Source organism: Thermostichus sp. MS-CIW-40 (assembly GCF_054058315.1).
The window spans coordinates 1-15,499 of the sequence record NZ_JBSSAC010000054.1; the positions used below are offsets into that span (position 1 = coordinate 1).

Annotated in this window: 15 protein-coding genes and 1 pseudogene; 10 read left to right on the forward strand and 6 right to left on the reverse strand. The window is 58.4% G+C overall.

Annotated elements, in window-relative coordinates; translation table 11 throughout:
- Window positions 1-164: 164 nt before the first annotated feature.
- On the forward strand, window positions 165-632 hold the full coding sequence (locus tag ACVWXF_RS12725; protein ID WP_414332127.1) for a peroxiredoxin family protein: 468 nt from the start codon (window positions 165-167) through the stop codon (window positions 630-632).
- A 223-nt stretch (window positions 633-855) separates the two neighbouring features.
- On the opposite strand, the gene ACVWXF_RS12730 is transcribed toward ACVWXF_RS12725, so the two are convergent.
- Window positions 856-3,252, reverse strand: coding sequence for a glycoside hydrolase family 31 protein (locus ACVWXF_RS12730; protein ID WP_457474572.1), 2,397 nt, complete (start codon window positions 3,250-3,252; stop codon window positions 856-858).
- A gap of 280 nt (window positions 3,253-3,532) precedes the next feature.
- Here ACVWXF_RS12730 and ACVWXF_RS12735 point away from each other — a divergent pair, with 280 nt between their 5' ends.
- Window positions 3,533-4,621 (forward strand): PQQ-dependent sugar dehydrogenase, encoded by a 1,089-nt coding sequence (locus ACVWXF_RS12735; RefSeq protein WP_457474578.1) that lies wholly within the window; start codon window positions 3,533-3,535, stop codon window positions 4,619-4,621.
- Between the two features lie 93 nt (window positions 4,622-4,714).
- Here ACVWXF_RS12735 and psbH read toward each other — a convergent pair whose 3' ends face one another.
- A complete protein-coding gene (gene psbH, locus ACVWXF_RS12740; protein WP_414331336.1) occupies window positions 4,715-4,918 on the reverse strand; it encodes a photosystem II reaction center phosphoprotein PsbH in 204 nt (67 codons plus the stop codon).
- A 202-nt stretch (window positions 4,919-5,120) separates the two neighbouring features.
- Between psbH and psbN the strand changes: the two genes are divergently transcribed.
- Window positions 5,121-5,252, forward strand: coding sequence for a photosystem II reaction center protein PsbN (gene psbN / locus ACVWXF_RS12745; RefSeq protein WP_011432995.1), 132 nt, complete (start codon window positions 5,121-5,123; stop codon window positions 5,250-5,252).
- Window positions 5,253-5,278: 26 nt separating this feature from the next.
- Window positions 5,279-6,148, forward strand: a complete 870-nt coding sequence (dapF, locus tag ACVWXF_RS12750; RefSeq protein ID WP_414409228.1) for a diaminopimelate epimerase — start codon at window positions 5,279-5,281, stop codon at window positions 6,146-6,148.
- 3 nt (window positions 6,149-6,151) lie between these two features.
- Here dapF and ACVWXF_RS12755 read toward each other — a convergent pair whose 3' ends face one another.
- The gene (locus ACVWXF_RS12755) at window positions 6,152-6,796 is read right to left on the reverse strand and encodes a hypothetical protein (protein WP_457474573.1); all 645 of its coding nucleotides are present in this window, start codon (window positions 6,794-6,796) and stop codon (window positions 6,152-6,154) included.
- 131 nt (window positions 6,797-6,927) lie between these two features.
- Window positions 6,928-7,491 carry a hypothetical protein gene (locus tag ACVWXF_RS12760; RefSeq protein ID WP_457474574.1) on the reverse strand — a complete coding sequence of 188 codons (564 nt, stop codon included), beginning with the start codon at window positions 7,489-7,491 and terminating at the stop codon, window positions 6,928-6,930.
- A gap of 201 nt (window positions 7,492-7,692) precedes the next feature.
- Here ACVWXF_RS12760 and pcrA point away from each other — a divergent pair, with 201 nt between their 5' ends.
- Window positions 7,693-10,053 (forward strand): DNA helicase PcrA, encoded by a 2,361-nt coding sequence (gene pcrA / locus ACVWXF_RS12765; protein ID WP_457474575.1) that lies wholly within the window; start codon window positions 7,693-7,695, stop codon window positions 10,051-10,053.
- A gap of 251 nt (window positions 10,054-10,304) precedes the next feature.
- Here pcrA and ACVWXF_RS12770 read toward each other — a convergent pair whose 3' ends face one another.
- Window positions 10,305-10,619, reverse strand: coding sequence for a hypothetical protein (locus tag ACVWXF_RS12770; RefSeq protein ID WP_011432990.1), 315 nt, complete (start codon window positions 10,617-10,619; stop codon window positions 10,305-10,307).
- Window positions 10,620-11,138: 519 nt separating this feature from the next.
- On the opposite strand from ACVWXF_RS12770, the gene ACVWXF_RS12775 reads away from it, so the two are divergent.
- Together ACVWXF_RS12775 and ACVWXF_RS12780 are read left to right on the forward strand one after the other, a co-directional pair.
- The gene (locus ACVWXF_RS12775; RefSeq protein ID WP_457474576.1) at window positions 11,139-11,630 is read left to right on the forward strand and encodes a cytochrome c oxidase assembly factor Coa1 family protein; all 492 of its coding nucleotides are present in this window, start codon (window positions 11,139-11,141) and stop codon (window positions 11,628-11,630) included.
- Between the two features lie 83 nt (window positions 11,631-11,713).
- Window positions 11,714-13,261, forward strand: a complete 1,548-nt coding sequence (locus tag ACVWXF_RS12780; protein WP_457474577.1) for a YcjF family protein — start codon at window positions 11,714-11,716, stop codon at window positions 13,259-13,261.
- On the opposite strand, the gene ACVWXF_RS12785 is transcribed toward ACVWXF_RS12780, so the two are convergent.
- Complete coding sequence (locus ACVWXF_RS12785; RefSeq protein WP_414344672.1) at window positions 13,258-13,572, reverse strand: hypothetical protein; 315 nt, start codon at window positions 13,570-13,572, stop codon at window positions 13,258-13,260. The two genes, ACVWXF_RS12780 and ACVWXF_RS12785, sit on opposite strands and share 4 nt — an antisense overlap.
- Before the next feature lie 195 nt (window positions 13,573-13,767).
- Here ACVWXF_RS12785 and rpsN point away from each other — a divergent pair, with 195 nt between their 5' ends.
- The 3 genes and pseudogenes from rpsN to ACVWXF_RS12800 form a co-directional block, all read left to right on the forward strand.
- Window positions 13,768-14,073, forward strand: a complete 306-nt coding sequence (rpsN, locus tag ACVWXF_RS12790) for a 30S ribosomal protein S14 (RefSeq protein ID WP_011432985.1) — start codon at window positions 13,768-13,770, stop codon at window positions 14,071-14,073.
- 57 nt (window positions 14,074-14,130) lie between these two features.
- Window positions 14,131-14,763 (forward strand): ribonuclease D, encoded by a 633-nt coding sequence (locus ACVWXF_RS12795; protein WP_457384535.1) that lies wholly within the window; start codon window positions 14,131-14,133, stop codon window positions 14,761-14,763.
- Window positions 14,764-14,900: 137 nt separating this feature from the next.
- A pseudogene (locus ACVWXF_RS12800) lies at window positions 14,901-15,499 on the forward strand (RNA-guided endonuclease TnpB family protein); the annotation flags it as partial.

Consider the following 15,499-nt stretch of genomic DNA (forward strand, 5'->3'; position numbering starts at 1 on the left):
AGGTTCTGGGGCGCCGGGGCTGGGTGGCCTTGTGGCGCTTTACTACCCTATCCCCACCCCCACCACCCCGTCAAGATATCCAACCCAAAATTTTTTGAAGCCAGAAGGGATCCGGATCCACCGTTAGACTGTTGAAGTGAGCTTAGTTTGGGTCAGACGGGTTTATGGGGATTGTGATTGGGGCTGCTGCTCCTGACTTTAGCTTGCCTGCGGTGGGGAAAGGGATCCAAAAGGGAGCCCAGATTTCACTGGCGGCCTACCGGGGCAAGAGCAAGGTGTTGCTGGCTTTTTACCCGGCGGATTTTTCCCCGGTATGCACGAGCGAGATGCGTTGCTTTCGGGAGGATTGGGAAGCTTTCCGGGCCGCGGGCTGCGAGATCTTGGGGATCAGCAGCGATCCCCTCTCCAGGCACCAAGCCTTTGCTGAGCAGCTTAAGCTGGAGTTTCCTTTGCTGAGCGATGTGGACAGAACCGTGAGCCAGCAGTACGGGGTGGACAGCCTGCTGGGGACGCGGCGGGCCTATTTTTTGGTGGATAGCCAAGGGATCCTACGCTACCAGCATGTGGAGTGGCTGCCCTTGTTCAAGCGAGACAACCGGGAGCTGCTGGAGGCCGTGAGGGCGATTAGCTAGCTCGCCGGGAAGCCCCGCACTCTCTGCAACAGCAGGAGGGTCGGGATGAAAGGCGGATATATTCTGTACTATAATCAACATGGTTGTACAAAACGGCGTTGCCGGAATCTGGTGCAACTACGCGGTGGGGCATCCCGTGTCTGCTCGCAGAGGGTTCTTGCAGTAGCTCCCCGATGAAGCGAGAAGCCCACGCTGTACCTGTAGGGTCAGTGATGGGAGTATGTCACCTAAACGGGGGATCCTCTGGGGTGGGCCAGAGAACCCGTTGCGGCTGTCCGGTGTCCGGCAGGGAGAGGGGAGTGTGGCCAAGGGGCTCCAGAAGCCAGCTACGCTGGGGCGGGCTCCAGTTGCCCTGGCGGGCCTCGATCTCCAGAATGAGCTGGCCATTTTGCTGTCGCAAGCGGAAGAGGGTGGTGGCCCAGGCTCCTGCTCGATGGGCGAGGGTTTCCCCGTCGTCTTCGTAGAGGGTGAAGCTGCCGTTGCCGGGGTAGAGTTTGAGGTGCGGTTGGTCACGGCGCAGGTGGGCGGTGGACGGGCAGGGGGGAGCTAAAGGCAGAACGGAGCCACCCCGCACAAACAGCGGCAGTTGTTCGAGAGGGGCAGGGACGAGAATGTAGCGGGGGCCGGTGTGGGCCTGACCTGTCCACCAATCAAACCAAGTGCCCTGGGGTAGGTAAACAGCGCGGCACCGCACGCCAGGCCGAACCACAGGGGCAGCTAGGAGGGCGGATCCCAGCATGGCTTGATCTGAGATCTCGTAGGTTTGCGGATCGTCGGGAAACTCGTAGAGAAGGGGGCGCAAGATGGGGGATCCGGTTTGGCTGGACTCCCAAAAGAGGCTGTAGAGGTAGGGCAGCAGCTGGTAACGCAACTGAATGGCCTGCCGGCAGATGGTTTCCACTTCGAGGCCAAAGCTCCAGGGCTCGTGGGGGCGGGTGCCCAGGGCGCTGTGGCCGCGCATGAGGGGGTAAAGAATTCCCATTTGCATCCAACGGGCAAACAGCTCGGGAGTGGCATTGCCACCGAAGCCGCCGATGTCCGCGCCGACAAAGCTAACTCCCGACAGGCCCAGGTTTAGGAGCATGGGCAGGGACATCTCCAGGTGTTCCCAGGAGGATTGGTTGTCGCCTGTCCAGACGGCAGCCCAGCGCTGGATCCCAGCAAAGCCGGAGCGAGTCAGCACGAAGGGGCGCCGGTTGGGGTTGAGCTGTTCCAAGCCTTCACGGGAAGCGCGTGTCATCAGCAGGCCGTACAGGTTGTGAACTTCGGCGTGGGTGGTGGGTTCGTCGGGTGGGCCTTGGGGGGCATCGAGGGGGATATCGACGATCTGGCCGCCGTCTCCAAAGGGGCGGTCGTTGAGGGCCGGCTCGTTCATGTCGTTCCAGATGCCATCCACACCGGCTTGGGTGAGAACCCGTTGCCAGGATCCCCACCACTGCCGCACTCCGGGGCGCAAGAAGTCGGGAAAGAGGACTTTGCCTGGCCAAACGTAGCCATGGAAGAGGTGGCCGTCGGCGCGGCGGATAAAGAAATCCTGGGCCAAGCCCTCGTCGAAGACGGCGTAGTCGGCTTCGGGCTCGAACTTGACGCCGGGATCCACAATGGCTACCACCCGGAAGCCAGCCTCGTGGAGTTGGGCCATGAGCCGGGCCGGTTCGGGGAAGCGGCGGGGATCCCAGGTGAAGACGCGGTAGCCGCGCATGTAGTCGATATCCAAGTAAATGACGTCGCAGGGGATCTGCCGCTGGCGAAATTGCTGCGCAACGGTTTGAACCTGGGCGGCGCTGGCGTAGCTCCAGCGGCACTGTTGGTAGCCCAAGGCCCAGAGGGGAGGAAGGGGAGGCCGCCCAGTGAGTTGGGTGTAGGTCTCGAGCACCAAGGCCGGGGTGGGGCCGTAGATCAGGTAGTAATCCAGCTCGGGGGCGCGCACCTCGATGGCCCACTGCTCGGGATCGATCTGGCCCAGGTCGAACTGGCTCCAGTGGGTGCAGTGCAGGAAGAGCCCGTAGCAGAGGTTGGGGCGAAGAAACAGGGCGAAGGGAATGGCCTGGTAGAGATTGTCGCTGTGGGCGTCGTAGTTCCAGCAGTCGCGAGTCCAGTGGCTGTAGCGCCGACCCCGTTTGTTGAGTAGCCCCGCCCGTTCCCCTAGGCCATAGATGTGCTCGGCAGGGTGGAGGTGTTTGACCAGGCGGATGCTATCGGATCCCCAGGTAAGCCCAGAGGAGACATCGGCGCAAAACTCTTGCCCTTGAGAGTCTTGAAAACTAAACCGGATGGGATCCCGGTCGATGCGGACTTGCACCAGCGAGGTGGACAGGTGGACTTGGGCAGGGCTTTCCTGCAGTTGAAAGGAAGTCGGCGGCCACTCTTCGTCGGCTAGGGCAACATCCCAAGAACGACGGGGCAAAAACGCTCCGCTGGGGCTAAAGCGCAGCCGAAACAGACGGGGGGTGAGCACCTGCATAGACCAGCGGCCCTGGGCACAGATGAGGTGGATCCCTCTGGAGTGGGGCTGGAGCTGCTGCAGGGATCCGCAGGTTGGCCTTTGGGGCGGGCGGGCGGGGGATTGGCCGTTCGCGCCCGCGGGATCGAGTCCCAAGATCTCGCCAGGTTCCAGCATGCTTTGGAGACAGATTGCTGCTCTCAAGGCTAGCCTATGGCCGGGAGGGGACAGGGGGTTGCCCACTCTGGTCCGCAGTGGGTTTTACCCTCATCGGTACCCATCTCCAGAAGAGCAGCGGTAATAATCGACTAGCTCAGACCCCAGAATCCATCGCGAAAACGAGGCGGCAATGGCCATGAGGATCCCGGCGATCAAGCTTCTCTCCTCACTGCTGCTTTTCGGGGGGGTGTCCGTCCCCGCTGTCGTGGCGGCCTACCCGGTCAGCCCGGAGATGGTGATGGCCCTGCAACGGGGGGATCATGCCCAAGCCTTGCCCAGGGCCAGAACGGAGCAAGCGTTTCGGGTGGTTACTTTGGCCCAGGGTTTGGAGCACCCTTGGGGGATGGCCTTTTTGCCGGATGGAACTCTCTTGGTTACCGAACGCCCAGGGCGGCTGCGCCGGGTTACCGACCAGGGGTTGGATCCCCAGCCCATAGCCGGTGTGCCCGAGGTGTTTGCCCAGGGGCAGGGGGGCCTGCTGGACATCGCCTTGCACCCCAACCATGCAGAGAACGGCTGGATTTATCTGTCTTATGCAGCGCCTGGGCCCGGTGGGGGAGGCACGCGGGTGGCGCGAGCCCGTCTGGGGGAAGGGGGCCTACAGGATCTGGAAGTGATTTTTGATATGGAGCGCAAAACCCCTGCCCGGCAGCACTTTGGCTCCCGTTTGGTCTTTGACGAAGAAGGATTCCTCTACATCAGCACCGGAGACCGGGGAGAACGGGATCGAGCCCAAGATTTGGGGGATTCTGCCGGTAAAGTGTTGCGCATTACGGATGCGGGCGGGATCCCGGCGGATAACCCATTTGTCGGCCAAGCAGGGGCTTTGCCGGCAATTTTTACCTACGGCAACCGCAACATTCAGGGAATAGCCCGCCACCCCGAGACGGGAGCGATTTGGTCCAACGAGCATGGGCCCCAGGGTGGAGACGAGATCAACATCTTGGCCCCCGGCGTCAACTACGGCTGGCCCTTGATCACCCACGGTCGAGAATATACGGGGGAACCTATCGGCCAAGGACTGGCGGCAGCTCCCGGCTTGGCTTCCCCTCTGCTGCACTGGACACCCTCAATTGCCCCTTCCGGCATGACTTTCTACACAGGGGAGGCTTTCCCCGAATGGCGGGGCAACCTGTTTGTGGGGGCGCTGGCCGGGCAACACTTGGCCCGTCTGGTACTGGATGGAGAGCGCGTGGTGGCAGAAGAGCGTCTCTTAGAGGGGGCGGTGGGCCGCATTCGCGATGTGCGGCAGGGGCCGGATGGACTCCTTTACTTGTTGACGGACGCCCCGAATGGATCCCTGCTGTGCCTGGAGCCAGCACCCTGAAGGCATCGGCTCGGAGGAGAAGAGGAGCTGCCTTGATCCCGCTTGCAACCGTCTGGCGGGACGGGGATTTTCTCCAGAGTAGGGCTGGGGAACTCAGAAGCTGAGGCTCTCCCAAGAAACGTTGATGTCTTCCAAAAGCAGCGACTTGTTGTAGATCTGCAGGATGATCAACAGGAAGACGGCAAATAGGGCCATGAAGACCGCCATCAGGGGCGTGGTGCCCCAGCCGGGAGCCACTTTGCCGTATTCCGAGTTGAGGGGACGCAGCAGATCGCCCAGTTTGGTACGAATGGCCATAGGTTCTCGCTTAGAAACCGAACACGTTGACGAAGTCGAAGATAGCAGGCTCGAAGGCGGATCCCTGGTGCTCAGCACCGCCAAAGCAGCCGCCTTTTAAAATCACGCTATCAGAATCTGGCCGAACCTTTTTGTCTTGGGCAATGAATTGTAAACTTGTGTAATACTGTAGTCGAATACTCTCAGGATCAAAGACAACGATATGGAGCCCACCTTTTCCCTGATTGTGGCGATTGCGGCAGTTACCATCTGCATCACTGCGTTTGCCATCTACACGGCCTTTGGCCCCCCTTCCAAGGACTTGCAGGATCCCTACGAGATGCACGAGGATTAAGGCCTGTCGTTGGGATATCTGGGTAAATGTCTGCTCGGTTGACCCCCCGTCTCTCCTTTCACAAGTACCAGGGGTTGGGGAACGATTTTATCTTGGTGGACAACCGCCGGCAGTCTCAACCCTGCTTGAGCCCGGAAGAGGCCGTCGCCCTTTGCAATCGCCGCTTTGGGGTAGGAGCCGATGGGGTTATCTTCCTGCTGCCGGGGCAGGAGGGGGCAGATTTCAGCATGCGCCTCTTCAACAGCGACGGTTCCGAGGCGGAGATGTGCGGCAATGGGATCCGCTGTTTGGCCCGCTTTCTGCAGGACTTGGGGATCCCAGGTCGGGATGGCGCCTACCAGATCCACACCTTGGCGGGGCGAATCGTGCCGCAGGTGCGGGCAGATGGGCTGGTCACAGTGGACATGGGGATCCCTCGCCTTTTGGCCAAGCAGATCCCCACCACCTTGGTCGAACCGGATGAGAAGGTCATTCGGCAGCCGCTTGCAGTGGCCGGGCGAGAGTGGCGGGTGACGGCGGTGAGCATGGGCAACCCCCATTGTGTGGTCTTCCTGGAAGAAGAGGGATCCCTGGAGGAGCTGGACTTGGCAGCTGTGGGCCCCCTGTTTGAGCATCATCCGGCCTTTCCTGAGCGCACCAACACCGAATTTGTGCAGGTGCTCAGCCCGACTCGTTTGCGCTTGCGGGTTTGGGAGCGGGGAGCAGGGGCAACGCTGGCCTGTGGGACGGGTGCCTGTGCTGTTTTGGTGGCTGCTGTTTTGGAGGAGCGCGCAGAATCGCAAGCTACAGTAGAACTGCCGGGAGGAAATCTGGAAATTCGCTGGGATCCGAGCACACAGCACGTGTGGATGACCGGCCCTGCCCTACACGTCTTCAGCGGCACCACTGCCGGTTGAGAACTAGGCTCCCAGACCCAACAGGAGGATGGCCAGGAGGCCGAGGATCCCATAGGCAACGCTCCAGCCCTGCCGCCAGATCAGCGCCACTGCCAGGCCCAATAAGACCAAGCCCAAGCCCAGGCCAAGGCGGAGAAATAGAGGGTGTACAAACTGGCTGAGGGAGCGTTTGAGCCAGGGGAAGATCACCCCCAAGGCGAAGGCCAGTCCTACGGGGATCCAATCGATCCAACCTGTCTGCTCCCAGCCCCCCAACAGGTAAAAGCCGCCCAGACAAAGGCCCAGGCAGAAAAACAGCACCCGCATGCCGGGATAGTCTTGTCGATAGTTGAAAGCAAGGCTTCGGAGCTCCTTGGGGTGGGCCAAGACCAATGGCTCTACAGCAAAGCTTTCGCTCCACTCCGGCGCTTCTTCAGTTTGTCCGCGGCACCAAAGGTAAACGTTGACCTTGCGCAACCCTTGCAGCAGAGAGGCTTCCACCGCACTGCGCACCACCTCCATCACCTGCAGGGTATCCACCACATCGCCCGGCAGCCGTTCCAGCAGCACGTTGAGAACAGGCCCCTTCAGCTCGGCTCGGCCAAACAGCCGCAAGTCGGCAAGCTTGTAATCGAGGATTTGGTTCAAGATTTTGAGCTGGCGGCGCATGGGATCCCGCGAACAGAGAGCCGTCGTTCGACCGGTTGACTCAAAGCTTCAACATGACCGGTATGACCAGTTTAATGGCTTGGGCCAGAGCAGCAGAGGAGAGGCGTTGCCGGTGTGAAAGGGAAGTGGGACTATCCCATGAGGGTGCGAATGCACCGGCGAATGCTGAGGTTGGATTGCTCCAAGTCGGCAAATCCGCTCAGAAGAGTTCCCTGGCCGTCCAACAGCAACAAAACAGCCTGGCGGCGAAAATTGATCCCAGGCAAGGTTGCAGCGGCTATTTCTTGCAGCTTCTGGATGGTTTCTCCCTCAAAATCGACAGAGACGTACACAAATGGAGAAACCAAACGAGGATCCGTCGGCACGCTCTCTCGGATGACCTGCAAAACCAAATTTCGCACCAACAGCAGCCCCCTGCCATCCACCAGCACAATCTGTCGCAGTCGGGGGTTTCGCCCGAACTCCAGGGCCAAACTTTTGGAGAGGGCTTCCGATTGCGAGCGGGTTTGGCTGTTGGTCAAGATCAACGCTTGAATGCCCTCATACCGACTTAGGTCAAGCCGATCCCCAGAAACGCTTTCCACCTTGAGGTCAAGAGATGTTTTGGGGTTGCCGTTGCTGGGGCAGTTGCCAGCTTGGGCGGGATCGAACGCACCTTGAGAAAGCAGGGCAAGGGTGGCAAACCCCAAAGCCACAAGTCTCTTTTGAACGCAAAGCCAGCAGCGGTTAGCCGGGGCACAGCAGCAGGACAGCACTCGGTTCATGGCGGGGAGCTCTGGAGCGGGCCGGCCAAATCTTAACCGATCTTCATCTTTGGTGCTCCAAAATGCCCTCTGGGCTTCTCATCCCCATTGGGTTGGTGCCCATAATGGAAGGCAGTTTCTGGTTTGCTGGCCATGACTCACGCCTCTTTGCTGGATGCCCTCAACCCTTCTCAACGGCAAGCGGTGCAACATTTTTGTGGCCCGTTGCTGGTGGTTGCCGGGGCAGGTTCCGGCAAGACACGCGCCCTCACCCACCGCATTGCCTACCTGGTTCGCCACTATCGGGTGGATCCAGGAGAAATTTTGGCCGTGACCTTCACCAACAAGGCCGCCCGTGAGATGAAAGAGCGCATTGAGCAGCTCTTTGCCGAACAAGAAGCTCAAGAACAATTTGGGATCCCGCTGGAGCAATTGGAGCCGGCCCAGGCAACGCGACTAAAATCTGCTGTTTACCACCGCTGGATTAAGCCTCTTTGGATTGGCACGTTCCACAGCTTATTTGCCCAGATCCTGCGCATAGATATTGAAAAATATCAGGATCCCAAGGGGCGAAAGTGGACTCGCAACTTCTCGATCTTCGATGAATCAGATGCCCAATCCCTGGTGAAGGAGATTGTAACCAAGCAACTGAACTTGGATGAGCGCAAGTTTGACCCAAGGTCGGTACGCTACGCCATTAGCAATGCCAAAAACCAAGGCTGGACTCCTGCCGACCTGGAGCGCAATCAACCCAACTTCCGTGGCCGTACCATCGCCCAAGTTTACGAAATCTATGAAGACCAACTGGCAGCCAACAATGCTCTGGACTTTGATAACTTGATTTGGATACCAGTGCAGCTTTTTCGACAAAACGAGCAGGTGTTGGCTTACTGGCACCAACGATTTCGACACATTTTGGTGGATGAATACCAAGACACCAACCGCACTCAGTATGAGTTGATTCGTCTGTTGGCCACCAACGGCGAGACCTGCAGATCTCGGTTGGATTGGAGAAACCGATCGATCTTTGTGGTGGGAGATGCCGATCAAAGCATCTATCGGTTTCGCGGGGCAGATTTTACCATTTTGCTGGAGTTTCAAGAGACCTTTGGAGATGGTCTCCCGGATGATGATACCCGCACCATGATCAAGCTGGAGGAGAACTATCGCTCTACAGCTACCATTCTGCAGGCAGCTAACGCTCTCATCGAGAAAAATACAGAGCGCATTGATAAAGTTCTCAGGCCAACCCGTCAGCAAGGAAATCCGATTTTCCTTCATCAGGCGGATGATGAGATTGCAGAGGCCGAGTTTGTCGTCAATACCATCCGGCGGTTACACAGCCAAAATGCCAATGCTTTTTCCTGGGGAGATTTTGCCATTCTCTACCGCACCAACGCTCAATCCCGTCCTTTTGAAGAGGTCTTGCTGCGGTGGGGGATCCCTTACACCGTGGTGGGCGGACTGCGATTTTACGACCGCAAAGAAATTAAGGATGTCCTAGCCTATTTACGGGTTGTGGCTAACCCTGCCGACTCCTTTAGCCTGCTGCGAATTATTAACGTGCCGCGCCGTGGCATTGGCAAATCCACCCTGGACAAGCTGACCGAAGCGGCGGCGGCTCTCAACGTGCCTTTGTGGGCAATTCTCAGCGACGGAACCTCTGTAAGTAGCTTGGTGGGTCGTTTGGCTAGGCCTGTCATTCAGTTTGCTCAGTTGATTCAGCACTGGCATCGACAGGCTTCTCAAACCTCAGCCGCCACCCTTATCGAAGGGCTGCTGCGGGATTCCGGTTATTTGGAGGATCTCAAGGCGCAGGGTACAGACGAAGCCGAAGAAAGAGTAGCCAACGTGATGGAACTTTACAATGCCGCTCGCCAATTCGAGGAAGAACAGGAGGATCCCAGCCTTGAGGCTTTTTTGAGCAATGTGTCTTTGGCTTCCGACTTAGATAACCTTCAGGAAGGTGCTGAAAAAGTTTTGTTGATGACGTTGCACTCTTCCAAAGGTTTGGAGTTTCCTGTTGTGTTCTTGGTGGGGGTAGAGCAGGGTCTGTTTCCCAATTTCCGGGCTTTGGAAGATCCCGCTGCCTTGGAAGAAGAACGACGCCTTTGCTATGTGGGCATTACCCGTGCTCGTGAGCAGTTGTTCATTAGCCATGCTAAGGAAAGGCGGCTCTACGGCAACCGCGAACCAGCTATTCCTTCGGTATTTTTAAGTGAACTGCCCCAAGAGTTAATCGAATTCGACAGACGCGGAGCCGTTTCTCGACAGCTCTCCCACGGCAGTGGACTGTCCCTTTCAGATGCACCCAAGGCCAGGCCCAATCGCCGTCAAAGCCGTTCAGAACAGTGGGCGATTGGAGATCGTTTGCAACATCCCCAATTCGGACAAGGCCAGATTACCCATGTGTTCGGCAGTGGTGAACGGGTCACGATTGCGGTGAGGTTTCCCGCTATCGGTCAACAGAAAATCTTGGATCCCCGTATTGCTCCCATTCAAAAGCTCAGCTAAGCGGCTGAACTCGGAAGGGCTCCAGCGATGAAGAGAGGCAAAGGGAAGTGCTGTAGAAGTCCGTAGCTCATTCGAGATTGCCTTGCCGTTGACGTCGTTGGTGATCCCTTGCTTTATGTGTGTTTGCTTTATATGTGTTGCTGCACGACGGGGAAAGCAAAACCTCAGCTCCCCCTTTCCCTGATTTGACCGTTGCCCAACCCTCGGCCTTACCTCTGCCCCCTCGTCACTAATTGCTTGTAATTGCTTGACTACCCGATCTTGGGATCCCTCGCCAGGCTTAACCCAGTCGGCTGGGACTGAGTTGTCTCGGCTCTGTCCGGTACCAGGCGCAGGGGCGGGCCAAAGCGGCCAACCGCTACAGTGTTGTTCAGGGCCGGGATCTGGCGGATGGATCCCTGGCGTAGGCAGCGGTGTAGACGGCGCAGCAGGAAGAGGTCGGCTTCGGAGCACTCCTCTCGAAATAGCCTTACGTTAAGTTCGTGTTCCTGAGCAGCGGTGAGCAAGCCGGTCATCATGGCGGTTTGAATGATCTGCTGCACGGTTATGGTTGTCGCTTCATCCATAGGTTTAGGCGATTGGATGGAGACCTTTTGCTGCTCTTATTCTCGACAAATCCCTCTGATATTGACTCCGCCAAATAGCGGATTCGATATGCGCGCTTTGTCATCTTTCCCAATGTTCAGGAAATAGGGCTTTCCAGGTATCCATTGACCTTCTGAGCCATCCGGATTCCGTGTAGGCGAAAAGCTTGAAATCTTTGTGTCACAAGCCTTTCCAATCGAAGTGGGAGCAGAGCCAACAATTGGATACGTAGGGATCCCATCCTCACTGCAGTACAAAATTAGACTCAACAGTGAGTTGCTTGAACTTGCCAAAGAGGTGCTGATCCCATGATTTTTCGAGCTGTTGTTTGAGGCCGTAACAGATATCTGTGGCAATACGGAACTGAGAAGCGATGTTCGTCACCGACAAATGGCGTAGGGTTGCTTGGCTTTTTGTCTGTACCTTGTCGGCAACGCAGGCATAGAGGATGAGCACCAGCTTTGTGTTAGTGTGGGGGCATTCTGTAGTGGCGATTGGCCGTGTCGGAAACTCCACAAACAGTCGGCTGTGCTGTCCCTCTGGGCTGCTGTGGCTGCGGCTGTTTGGGCCTGCTGGCGGTGTTGGGCCTGGGGCTGGCGGGGGCAGGGATCCTGATCTGGAATGGGATCCGCACTTCGGGTGCCTATCGCACCTACCAGTTGGCGGTGGAGCAGCTCGAACAAAATGCCGTGGTGGTGGAACGTTTGGGAGAGCCCCTGAGGCCGGGATGGCCCTCGCGGCTGAGCTTTCAGGAAGATGAGGAAGCCGGTTGGGTGTGTCTGTTCTTTTTGATTACAGGGGCCCAGCGCACCGGCGATGTGGTGGTGGAATCGGAGCGGGGCATGGCCGGCTCGGCATGGCAGTTGCGCCATCTGCAAGTGAAAGTTGACGGGGATCCGCAGGCCATTCAGGTCATCGAGGGGGAATCTCGGTGTGAAAAGGAAGAGTCGGATAGAGAAGCCCTGCCCCTGCAGCCAGAGGGCGACATCTAGGTAGCCGGATATGCTCAGCCGCGGGTAGAGTCAAAAGGACTCCGTCCCGCTGACGCGAACGGTTGTGGCCTTGTTGGATCCCTATGCGGTCGCTCCCTTACCTGCGCTTGCTGCTGCTGTTGGCGCTGTTGGCCTCGTTCACCGGGCTGATCGTCTGGCTGATCCAATCGTTTCTCGATCTGTACTACGCCACCCGCTACCACCCGATTTTGGGGGGGCTGTTGATTGGGGTGCTGGTGCTGCTGCTGCTGGTGTTTTTGGCCGCTGCCATCTACTACTTGTTTCTGTTTCGCCAACCCGCCCCCAGCAGGAGGGAAATTACCCAACCCCTTGCCTTGCCGGAGACGGCTTTGGAAAAGCGGAAAGCGGCGCAACAGAACTTGGCTCAACTGGAGGCGCAGCTAGCGCAAATCCAGGATGAAGTGGCGCGGGCAGCGCTGGCAGAACGGTCGGCCCTACTGGCCAAACAATTGGCCCAGCCCCAGCTGAAGGTGGTGGTCTTCGGCACCGGGTCGGCGGGCAAGACTTCTTTGGTCAACGCGCTGCTGGGGCGGCGGGCGGGGGCGGTGGCGGCCACTCTGGGCACCACCCAGGCGGTGGCTTGTTACGATTGGAACTTGCCTGGGATCCCGCAGCCGGTGCAGATCCTGGATTGCCCCGGCATTTTGGAGATCGGCCCGGCAGGGGTGATGCGGGAACAGGAGGCGCAAGCCCAAGCCCAAGCTGCCGATCTGCTGCTGGTGGTGGTGGATGGGGATCTGCGCCAGTCAGAGGTGGATCCCTTGCGCCGGTTGATCGCCCTGGGCAAGCGGGCCTTGCTGATCCTGAACAAAGCGGATCGCTACACCTCAGAAGAACGGCAGATCCTCTTGCAACGCCTGCGGGAGCGGGTTCATCCCCTGATCCCACCTCAGGATGTGTTGATAGCTGCCGCTGCTCCAGCCCCTGTGCGGGTGGGATCCCAAACCTGGCGACCGGAGCCGGAGGTGGCGGCGGTGCGGGATCGCGTGCAGGCAGTGCTCTATGCCGAAGGTGGATCCCTGGCCTTGGACAATGCTCTGCTGCAATCGCAACAGTTGGGGGAAGAGGCCAAACGGATTCTCCAAGCCCAACTGCGCCGGCAGGCGGAGGAGGTGATCGATCGCTTTCAGTGGATTGTTACAGGAGTGGTGTTCGCCAACCCCATCCCGGCGGTGGATCTGCTGGCCATTGCCGCCATAAACGCCCAGATGGTGGTGGAACTGGGATCCCTTTACGGCTGCAAGATGGATCTGCAGCAGGGGCGGGAGCTGGCCTTGTCTCTGGCCAAAACCTTAGCCGGCTTGGGCTTGGTGGAAGGAGCGATCCAACTGACCACGGGGATCTTGGCCACCGTTGCCGAGGTAAGCGTCGTCGGTTTTCTGGCGACAGCCCCCATTCAGGCGGCCAGCGCCGGCTATCTCACCCGCATTGCCGGCAAGAGCTTCATTGAGTACTTCCAGCACAACCAAAGCTGGGGCGAAGGGGGGATGCAGGCGGTGGTCAAAGCCCAGGTGCAAAATACCCAAAAATCCGGTTGGCTCAAAGAGTTTGTCCGCGAGGCTGCCCGGCGCATCTTCCGAAATGGGATGGCCAACCCAAGGGATCCCTAATGGCCGCTCAGGGCAATATCCGTCGGCATGAAGGCCAGCTTCAGTTGCGCCACATAATCGGCGTAGCTCAGTGCCGGCCCAGTGTCCCAATCCGCCAAGCCATGCATGCACTTCGACCATTGAATGAAGGCGGCAGGATAGATATATGCCAAACTGGGATCCTGCAAAACCTCTTTGGGCAGTGGAGAGGCCGACTTCAGCACTGCCAACAGAGCCGGCGGCTTGTGGAGAATCACGCGCGTGGCCTCAATCTGCTCTGGGGAAACCCTAAACTTGGTGGCGATAAACGGGATCACTCTGGAAATGGCCATCACCCAACACCAACCTCGCCTATAGAGGTAGGTTGCCCCCAAGCCGAGGGGCTGGCCTCAGGGATCCTACGGAGAGCGGAAAAGAGGGATGAACATTGGCGAGGATGGCCGTGGGCGGGCCTGGGATCCCCTTGCTTGGGGCCGCTGCTCCTCGTTATCCTAGTAAAGCTGAAAAATCTGGGGAAACAGTGAGCCGTGGCTAAAAAGAGCATGATCGAGCGGGAGAAAAAGCGCCAACGCTTGGTCGAGAAGTATCGGGAGAAGCGCCAACAACTGAAAGCGGCCATGGCCGATCCCAACATCGACCAGGCCACCCGCATGGAGCTGCACGCCCAACTGCAAAAACTCCCTCGGGCCAGCTCGCCCACACGCCTGCGCAACCGCTGCTGGAAAACCGGGCGTCCCCGGGGTTACTTCCGCGATTTCGGCCTCTGTCGCAACAGCCTGCGGGAAATGGCCCACCGAGGCTTACTGCCAGGTGTGGTCAAGTCTAGCTGGTAGTTGCCTGGCCTTCGCCGCTTGGTTATGCAGCCAAAACACCCTTTTGAGAGATCCTGAGTGGGCCTGCAACCTTTTCAGCTCTGTGACGAAGATCTCACCCCTGCAATGGCAAAGGCCCTGGCCGGGGAACCCCACTTGGCCGTGGATACGGAGACGATGGGGTTGATCCCGCAGCGGGACAGGCTTTGCGTGGTGCAAATCGCCAACTCCGCCGGTGAGGTGGTGCTGTTGCGGCTGAGCCGCGGGGTAAAGCAGGCCCCCTTTTTGGCGCAGCTGCTGATGGCTCCAAGCATTGAGAAGATCTTCCACTACGCCCGCTTTGACCTGGCGATGCTGCGCTATCACCTGGGGATCCGGGCGTGGCCCGTCTTTTGCACCAAAATTGCCAGCAAACTGGCCCGCACCTACACCAGCAAACACAGCCTCAAAGATGTGGTGAGCGAGCTGTGCGGGGTCGAACTCAACAAAGCTGCCCAAAGCTCCGACTGGGGGGCCGTCCACGCGCTATCCGCCGAACAGCTGGAATATGCCGCCAACGATGTTCGCTATTTGATCCCGGTGCGCCACAAGTTGGCGGAGATGTTACGGCGGGAAGAACGCTGGGAGTTGGCGCAGCAGTGTTTCCAACATTTGCCTACTTTGGTAGAGCTGGATCTGTTGGGCTTCAGTAACGTCTTCGAACATCAGTAGGCGGGGCTTTACTTGATAGACAGTCACCGAATTTTCGGGCTGGAGGCCCGCACCATAGCCGCAGGCTTGGTGTCGGGAGGAAAGTCCTCCTCTATATAGGTTTGCTGGTCAAAGTCTGGATGAGCTACGATAGGCCCATGAGCCAGACTATATCGGTACGTTGCAAGCTGATAGTCCCTGTAGAGTTGCGTCAAGAGATTGACCGCACCTTGCAGAGATTTGCTGACGCTTGTAACCAGATCTTGGATACCGCCAAGCGCGAGAAGTGCTGGAATACCGCCAAACTGCACCACTTGGTCTATCGACCGGTAAGAGCGGCTACGGGGCTGAAGGCTAATCACGTCTGTCAAGCGCTCCGCCGTGTGATTAGCAACGCCAAAGCGGTGAAGCAAGTCCACAAGTTCCGCCCCACTAGCCTGACCTTGGATGCGCGTACTTTTAGGTACCGAGAGTCTGAACAGACTGTTGGTGTGACCCTGATAAGCGGGCGAGTCTGGCTCAAGCTCAAGATCGGTGGCTACCAGATAGCGCTTCTGCGAGGCCAGAAGCCAACAAGCGCAACCCTGTCTAAGACCAAGCAAGGGGACTACTACATCAACATCGCTGTTGAGCTGGATACTCCCCCGACTGGCAAGACTCCAAAGGTAATCGGAGTTGACTTGGGCAGGCGGGATATCGCCACCGCTAGCAACGGACGCTCTTGGAGTGGAGAGCACATCCAGGCCGTCCGTGACCG

What these genes read in the sequence shown, in the direction of transcription:
- dapF (WP_414409228.1), top strand. Translation starts at nt 5,279, where the DNA reads ATGTCTGCTCGGTTGACCCCCCGTCTCTCCTTTCACAAGTACCAGGGG.
- ACVWXF_RS12770 (WP_011432990.1), bottom strand. Translation starts at nt 10,619, where the DNA reads ATGGATGAAGCGACAACCATAACCGTGCAGCAGATCATTCAAACCGCC.
- pcrA (WP_457474575.1), top strand. Translation starts at nt 7,693, where the DNA reads ATGACTCACGCCTCTTTGCTGGATGCCCTCAACCCTTCTCAACGGCAA.
- ACVWXF_RS12725 (WP_414332127.1), top strand. Translation starts at nt 165, where the DNA reads ATGGGGATTGTGATTGGGGCTGCTGCTCCTGACTTTAGCTTGCCTGCG.
- psbN (WP_011432995.1), top strand. Translation starts at nt 5,121, where the DNA reads ATGGAGCCCACCTTTTCCCTGATTGTGGCGATTGCGGCAGTTACCATC.
- ACVWXF_RS12735 (WP_457474578.1), top strand. Translation starts at nt 3,533, where the DNA reads ATGGCCCTGCAACGGGGGGATCATGCCCAAGCCTTGCCCAGGGCCAGA.
- ACVWXF_RS12785 (WP_414344672.1), bottom strand. Translation starts at nt 13,572, where the DNA reads ATGGCCATTTCCAGAGTGATCCCGTTTATCGCCACCAAGTTTAGGGTT.
- ACVWXF_RS12780 (WP_457474577.1), top strand. Translation starts at nt 11,714, where the DNA reads ATGCGGTCGCTCCCTTACCTGCGCTTGCTGCTGCTGTTGGCGCTGTTG.
- ACVWXF_RS12730 (WP_457474572.1), bottom strand. Translation starts at nt 3,252, where the DNA reads ATGCTGGAACCTGGCGAGATCTTGGGACTCGATCCCGCGGGCGCGAAC.
- ACVWXF_RS12755 (WP_457474573.1), bottom strand. Translation starts at nt 6,796, where the DNA reads ATGCGCCGCCAGCTCAAAATCTTGAACCAAATCCTCGATTACAAGCTT.
- psbH (WP_414331336.1), bottom strand. Translation starts at nt 4,918, where the DNA reads ATGGCCATTCGTACCAAACTGGGCGATCTGCTGCGTCCCCTCAACTCG.